Source organism: Helicobacter muridarum, assembly GCF_000765805.2.
GTDB lineage: Bacteria > Campylobacterota > Campylobacteria > Campylobacterales > Helicobacteraceae > Helicobacter_A > Helicobacter_A muridarum.
On record NZ_JRPD02000010.1, the window covers coordinates 59,316 to 67,167 of the forward strand.

Sequence of the window (7,852 nt, forward strand, 5' to 3'; positions counted from 1 at the left end):
CCTTATAACTGATGTTAACTGTCTATATCATGTAAATATTTGCCATCAAAACAGGCTTGACAATAGTGATAAGAATCTTTATCTACTGCTATTTTTAAACCATCTAGTGACAAAAATCCTAAATAATCAGCCTGTATAAAAATTTGTACATCTTTAACGCTCTTATTTGCGCAAATCAATTCCTTTTTGCTTGGCGTATCTACACCATAAAAGCATGGTGAGATAGTTGGCGGAGCAGAGATTAGAAGTAAAACTTCCTTTGCTCCAGCATTGCGAAGTAACTGAACGATAGCCTTGCTAGTAGTGCCTCGAACTAGCGAATCATCAATTACTATTACTCTCTTGTTTTCTATTACCCTTTTGATTGGATTGAGCTTTAGACGAACCTTTAATTCCCTTAGCTTTTGGGTTGGCTCTATGAATGTTCTGCCTACATAGTGGTTACGAATCAAACCTAACTCGAATGGAATTCCGCTTTGCTGACTATATCCAATTGCTGCTGCAAGTCCGCTATCTGGCACTGGCATCACAATATCAGCTTCTAGTTTATGTTCAATGGCTAGTTGTCTTCCTAGATTTTTCCTTACCTCATACGCGCTTTTTTGAAATACAATGCTATCTGGTCTAGCAAAATATATATATTCGAATACGCATGGCTTAGGATTACAATCAAAGATTTTTATTGAAATCATTTTGGTTTCTTTTGATTCATTTTGTTCAAATATTATTAGCTCTCCTGCATCTATATCTCTAATATAGCGTGCTCCAACTAAATCAAAAGAACAAGTTTCGCTAGCTACTATATAACCTATTGAGCCATCTTTGTTTGTTATTTCACCTAGACTTAATGGCCTAAGACCAAATCTATCTCGCATTACAAACATCTTAGATCGGCTAAGTATAACAAGGCAAAATGCCCCTTCAATTTCGCGCATGACTTCCATGATTCTAGGCATTAGAAGCTCTTTTTTATTTCTTGCAATCAAGTGAATAATGACTTCTGTGTCTATGTTACTTTGAAATATTGCTCCCTCATTTATTAAATCCTGTTTTATTTTGTTTGCATTTGTGATGTTTCCATTATGTACTATTGCTATTTCGCCTAAGTCATAGCGCGCGAATATGGGCTGTGAATCATCATTAGAATCTTTGCCAGCTGTTGCATAGCGATTGTGTCCTACGGCATTTCTACCTTTTAGTTTTTTTAACTTTTTTTCTGAAAAGACTTTAGTAACTAGCCCCTTTGCTTTTATGGTGGTGATTTTGTTGTTATTGCTAGTGCTAATACCACTTGCTTCTTGCCCTCTGTGTTGCATAGCAAAGAGCATGTAATATGATGTTAAAGAGGCATTATCGCAGTTGAATACTCCTACAACAGCGCATTCTTCTTTCATTTTATCTATTGGTATATTGTTTTTAGCAGAATTTTTAGTATGGTATGTGGAATCTTGTGGCTTGGCGGGCAGGTGTGTATGTGGCTGCTTCATATATTGCATAAATAGCCTTATTTTGTTTAATTATTAAATGGGCATTCTATCACAATGTTTTTAATATAAAAACGCTTCAAATCCTCTAAACCTTAGATTATGTTGATTCTGGTTATAATATTCCAAATACTATAAAAGAGGTAAAATATGAAAATCTTTCAAAATAGCAAGATTTTTTGTCATGATACACGCGATTATCATATGGCTACAATTTTTGTTGATAACGGTAAAATCATAGATGTGATTTTTGATGCACATTCTCATACTGATCTTGGCACTAAGACAAATAAGCAAGACTTATATGATAGCAAAGATGTAGAAAATATTGATTGCAAGGGTTTAAGTATCTTACCTTCTTGTATTGATATAAATCTTTTTCCATTAGATAAGAATCTAAATACTAAAACAATCAAAAATCTAGCCAAGAAAGCTCTCTTAGGTGGAGTATCTACTATATTCCTTAACCCATATACAAATCCTAGTATTGATAATGAAGCTATGCACGCCTTTATACAAAGTATGAATCAAGATGAAGCTGTTCATATATTCCCTTTAATAGCAAATCTCATTAAGCATAATAATGAAAATGTGTTAAATAATATTGATACATTATGGAATTTAAACAAGAATGCTAGAGCAATATTTACGAACTCTGCCATTGGTTCGAACTATCTTTATCAGACTATGCAGTATGCCAAAATGTTAGATATACCTATTTGTGTCTTTGCATTTGATCATATGATAGAGCATGGTGTAGCATATGAAAGCACTTTTGCTAGAGGACTTGGTTTGTCTATGATAACACCTATAGGACAGCTAAAAGAGGTAGCTAAAGTCAAAGAAATGGCAAAATTTTTGCAAGTTAAAATTATCTTTATGTCTATGAATATTGCTTCTTGCATTGATATGGTATGTAATGAGAGTAATTTGCATTGTCAAGTAAGTTTACCACATTTAGTATTTAGCGAAAGAAATATTAATGACTATGATACAAGATATAAAATTTTACCCCCACTCTTAACACGTAGCAAGAGAATGAAATTAATTAAGAGACTTCAAGATGGCAAAGTAGATTTGCTTACTAGCATGCAAAGCGAAGTTTCTGCACATTGCAAGCAAAGGGTATTTGAATTAGCTGATGGGAGTGTAGATGGACTAGAGCATTTTTTTAGTCTTGCTTATACACTTTTGGTTAAAAGTGGGTTAATTTCTATGAATTATTTTTTAAATATTCTTAGTTTTAATGCAGCTAAATTATTGGGATTAAAAAAAGGTTTGATAGCAAAGGGCTATGATGCAGATTTTATGTTAGTTGATTTAGAATCAACCTATTGCATTGATAATCATCTAAGCCCATATCATGGTATGGAATTATATGGCGAGATTAAGCAAATGGTAATTGATGGAAAAATTCATACGATTTCATCATAATCTTGTCAATTTTTATTTGAAAATATATTTAGGTTAAGCCTAATGCTATAATAGTTATACTATGTTATTTTGGTTATTTTGCAATTTTTTAGCAGCAACGTATCTATTACAAAATTAATTCTTTATATAACTTACTTGAGTCTATCAACAATGCAATAATATTAGGTGCCGATAATTAGATTTTTATTATCTAAATAAGTCCGCCGCTTATTTTGTTGTCTTAGCTTATTTTTTTTGTTTGTTTTTTCACATTTTTCGATTTTTTAAACATCTGCATATTATTTTGTTATAAATTTTACTTTGTTTCTTGACAAACACTTGGTGTCAGGCTTTATAATTACACTCATAGAATCTTGCTAGATTCAAAGTATTTTAACTAAGGAATAATTTATGCTATTAAAAGAGAATTTGATACAAGCGCAAAATGGGCAGAGAATCACCGCAAAAGGTTATGCAGTAGCACATAAGAGCGATACATTTAAACCTTTCAGCTTTTCGCGACATGCTTTAGGAGAGAATGATATTTTGATTGAGATTCTATTTGCTGGAATCTGTCATAGCGATATTCATAGTGCACGCGAAGAATGGCATAAAGGTATTTTTCCAATGGTGCCAGGACACGAAATTGCGGGGCGCGTTGTCGCAGTGGGAAGCAATGTAAATAAGTTTAAAGTTGGCGATTATGCAGGAGTTGGTTGTATGGTAAATTCTTGCGGCGAATGTGAGGCGTGCAAAAGAAGCCAAGAGCAGTTTTGCGAAAATGGTAAATGCGTCTTTACATATGATTGCAGGGATTGCTTCCACGATAATGAACCCACCTATGGCGGATATTCTAATAATATCGTTGTGAGTGAAAAATTCGCAGTTAATTTCCCACAAGATGCACCTTTAGAAAAAGTCGCTCCTTTGCTCTGTGCTGGAATTACTACTTATTCGCCGATTAAATTTAGTAAGGTTAAAGCAGGCGATAAAGTCGCTGTGGCAGGATTTGGCGGGCTTGGCGTAATGGCACTCAAATATGCAATCAAAATGGGTGCTGAAGTCAGCGTATTTGCGCGTAATAAAAATAAAGAAAAAGAGGCACTAGAGCTTGGGGCAAAGACGCTCTATACTGATACAAAGGGTGTAAAGGAACGATTTGATTTTATCATCTCCACGATTCCAACTGCGTATGATATTAATGCCTATGCGGAATTGCTGAAGTTTGGCGGCGAAATGGCGATTGTCGGCTTGCCACCGGCGAGTGAAAATCTCAAAATTGATTTAACACGTCTTGTCTTTGCAGCGGGTAAAAAAGTCTATGGCTCACTCATTGGCGGAATGAAAGAGACGCAAGAAATGCTTGATTTTTCACTCAAGCATAAAATTTATCCAGAGACAGAAGTAATTTCTGTGGAGCAAATCAATGAGGCATATGAGAATCTTATAAGCGGCAAGGCAAAATTCCGCTATGTGATTGATATGAGCAGTATAAAGGGGCAAGAGTAGGTATTGGGTCAAATTTAACCACTCTTAGAGCATATCGTGTTACACTCTCATCTTGTGTCTAGGTATAAAACCTAATGAAATTGAGTCATATTCTATTTGAGGCTACACAATGAGTAAAAACACAATTGATACTATTGTATAACACGATATAGAATCTCTCTTTAGCATATACAATAATTTGAACAAAGACAACTCTCATAAATTAAGCAATGATGATGTTTGCACTCCTATGGAGTGCTTCAAAACTATGCTTGATTATATTCCAAAGCACTTTGGCAACAAGAAAACATAAGAGTGCTAGACCCCCATGCTGTGGCAATGATAATTTGGTGCGTATGTTATGTTTAAAACATATATAAAAAACATATACCTTAATAAAATCAATAAAAAGTGGCTACAAATGTTATTTATAATAACAGTTATTTTAACTATAATAAGTACTAGCAAAATCTTAATTAATAAAATCTCTTTTTGCTGAATTAATGATAAATTATTATTTATCTAGTATAAAAATGTAACATTATCGAATATCCATAATCTAAATATTTTATGAAAACTATGCTTTTATTAATATTTATATGTTATTAGTTGATGATATTTTGTTATCAGGAGTTGCTCATGATAGTTTCTGTAATTAGAAAGATACAAATAGCTATATCTGGTATACTAATTGTCATAACTGCTTTTTTTGGTATTGCTTTTTGGTTTAAAGAGAAATCTATATTTGTAAAACATTCTAATGAAGTAAAAAAAGCTTTACTTGATTCAAGTGTAATATATATAAATAGAAGTATTGCTGAGTGGCAAGAAGTAGTAATTGATTCAGCCAATACTCTCGAGAAAAATCCAGAGTTTTTAGATAGAAAAAATATCTATGATTTTTTAAACAAAACATCAGCTACTAGTTCTTTTGATGCCTTTTATATTGCTTATTTGAATGATGGAGAGGCTATTATGAGTAGAAAAGATGAGGGATATAGTTATCCTAAAATTCTCACGGATAGCAATGGTATTAAATATAATGCAAATACAAGACCTTGGTTTAAAGAAGCTATTGCACTAGGGAAGGCTGGTATATCAAAGCCTTATATTGATTTTGTAACGAGCGAATTAGCTGTTACATTCTTTGCTCCTATTAGGGTTAATGGACAAATTGTAGCAGAGATTGTGGGGGATTTATATTTAGGAGATTTTGTTAAAGATATAATATCCTTAAAGGCTTCTGATAGCAGTCGTGTGCTAATCTTTGAAGATTTATTTTATGTAACACCTGTAACACCTGATGAATTTATTCTTAATGAGGCTGGTAGGCCTTTTGTTCAGATATTAAAAGATGGAATTAATAAATATGGTATTTATCCATTTGAATATTTTTCTGAATATGATAAAGAAGCTCGCCTAGCAATTTGCAATAAATTAAATATTGGTTGGAGTATTTGTATCACTAATTCATATTCTGATTACGAAGAAGCATTAAATAATATTGCAATTTCTATAATTATAGGATCTTTGTTTCTTATTATTGTGCTTATTACTACATTAAATTTCATAGTTGGATTTGTTTTAAAACCATTGAATTCAATAAGAAAGAATCTTCATCAATTTTTTCAATATCTCTCATATGAGACTACAGAATGTATAGCATATAGACATGTAAATGTTTATGGCGATGAACTAAGCGAAATGTCTGATGAAATTGCTCAAAATATAGATATGATTACTGCCATGCGAGATCAGGAAAAAGAGATTCATAATATATTTGTGGAATTAATAAAAGATATTAAACAAGGTAAATTTGGTAGACAACTTACTATAGCATCTAGGAGTCCGCATATCTCTGATTTACGAGATTGTTTAAATGAAATGAATACTGCTCTTTATAATGAGGTATGTGAGGATTTATCCCGTATTTTTACAATGTTTAAAAACGCAAATAATCATAATTTTGAAAGTAGAATAGAGGAACCAATTGGTATAGAAGTTGATGTTAATAATTTGTTTGATAATATTGCCAAAATGCTAAAGACATCAAGAAATCTAGCAGTTTCACTTGATAAACAAAGCCATTTATTAGATGCTTCTGTTAGTAAAATGGAAGAGAGCTGCACGCAACAAGCAAGTTCATTGGAACAGGCTTCATCTAAAGTTAATGATATAACTTGTCATATAAACAGTGTGAGCTCTAAGGGAGAACATGTCCTCTCTCAAAGCGAAGATATTAGAAAGGTGGTTTTAATCATTACAGATATTGCAACACAAATAAATCTCTTAGCATTAAATGCAGCAATAGAAGCAGCAAGAGCAGGAGAACATGGTAGAGGATTTGCAGTTGTTGCAGATGAAGTTAGAAAATTAGCAGAGAGAACACAAAAGAGTCTATCAGAAATAGATGCAAGTGTTAATATTCTTACTCAATCCATAATTGAAATGGTTAGTGATGTGCAAAATCAAGCTAATAATATAGGTGAAATTAATAATATGCTTTCTCAACTTGAGCAAGTAACTAATAATAATCTTGAAGTAAGTCACAAAACACGAAGTGTTAGCGGTAAAGTATCTAACCTTGCAACAGAAATATTAGATGATGTGAAGGAGAAGAAGTTTTAGATGATATGAACTAGATATTGATTTGTTGAACTTTTTGACTTGTTTATCAAATCCTTAACCTCAAAAAAGCATATAAATTGCTTTATATCCATTTAGGTGATTTGCATTATATGCAAAAAGTCTAATATTTATTAGAGCACTTTCTTACGCCTTCTTTTCTATCATTTCTTCTTTTCTTGAGCAATAAAATAAAGCGAAGAATCTCTATAAAATACGGAGTATAAGTTTGGCTTCCTCAACATGACAAAGGTGGGAATCCTCAAAAGATTTTTTCTTTGCAAAATGTCTTTTAGAAGCGATTCAAAATCTTTTATCACTACAAACATAAAGTAGTTATTTATCTTAGTTAAATATAAAAACATACACTAGTATTATTTGGTGCAAGCGTAGATACTTTAAGACATGACAAAATAGGGCTTAAGACAAGATATCTTATCACTCTGAACATATAGTTTGTAATATTGAGCGTAGTTAAGAATCTTAAAAAGGAGATATTTTGTTTTCAATATGACAAGGTAATTGTCATGTCTTCACTTAATCAAAGCGAAAGTGAATAATCTTAAAAAGAAGATCTACTTGTTAAAATGGCAAGTTTAATTGATTTGCATGATAGAATCATATCAATCAAAAATACCAAAAACAAGCATTAAGGAATATTTAGAAAATGAGACAATTTATGGGCTAATATTGGCTTTTATTGTTAGGGCAATAGTAGCCATTTAGTCATTTATAGCAAAGCTTAGAAACTAGCTATCGCTTGTTTTTCCAGCTTCGCATAGAAACTAGCTATCGCTTGTTTTTCCAGCTTCGCATAGAAACTAGCTATCGCTTGTTTTTCC

The 7,852-nt window shown here is 32.3% G+C and carries 4 protein-coding genes; 3 read left to right on the forward strand and 1 reads right to left on the reverse strand.

Annotated elements, in window-relative coordinates; genetic code table 11:
• Positions 1–14 precede the first annotated feature (14 nt).
• Positions 15–1,403, reverse strand: coding sequence for an amidophosphoribosyltransferase (gene purF / locus LS73_RS05695; protein WP_407918760.1), 1,389 nt, complete (start codon positions 1,401–1,403; stop codon positions 15–17).
• 231 nt (positions 1,404–1,634) lie between these two features.
• Between purF and LS73_RS05700 the strand changes: the two genes are divergently transcribed.
• The 3 genes from LS73_RS05700 (at position 1,635) to LS73_RS05710 (ending at position 7,013) form a co-directional block, all read left to right on the forward strand.
• Positions 1,635–2,918: an amidohydrolase family protein gene (locus LS73_RS05700; protein ID WP_034558624.1), complete on the forward strand. Its 1,284-nt coding sequence runs from the start codon at positions 1,635–1,637 to the stop codon at positions 2,916–2,918.
• Between the two features lie 390 nt (positions 2,919–3,308).
• The gene (locus tag LS73_RS05705; RefSeq protein ID WP_034558626.1) at positions 3,309–4,406 is read left to right on the forward strand and encodes an NAD(P)-dependent alcohol dehydrogenase; all 1,098 of its coding nucleotides are present in this window, start codon (positions 3,309–3,311) and stop codon (positions 4,404–4,406) included.
• A gap of 618 nt (positions 4,407–5,024) precedes the next feature.
• Positions 5,025–7,013 carry a methyl-accepting chemotaxis protein gene (locus tag LS73_RS05710; RefSeq protein WP_104692119.1) on the forward strand — a complete coding sequence of 663 codons (1,989 nt, stop codon included), beginning with the start codon at positions 5,025–5,027 and terminating at the stop codon, positions 7,011–7,013.
• Positions 7,014–7,852 lie beyond the last annotated feature (839 nt).

Excerpts from the sequence above, each read along its gene's own strand:
- LS73_RS05710 (WP_104692119.1), top strand. The coding sequence starts at position 5,025 with ATGATAGTTTCTGTAATTAGAAAGATACAAATAGCTATATCTGGTATA.
- LS73_RS05700 (WP_034558624.1), top strand. The coding sequence starts at position 1,635 with ATGAAAATCTTTCAAAATAGCAAGATTTTTTGTCATGATACACGCGAT.
- LS73_RS05705 (WP_034558626.1), top strand. The coding sequence starts at position 3,309 with ATGCTATTAAAAGAGAATTTGATACAAGCGCAAAATGGGCAGAGAATC.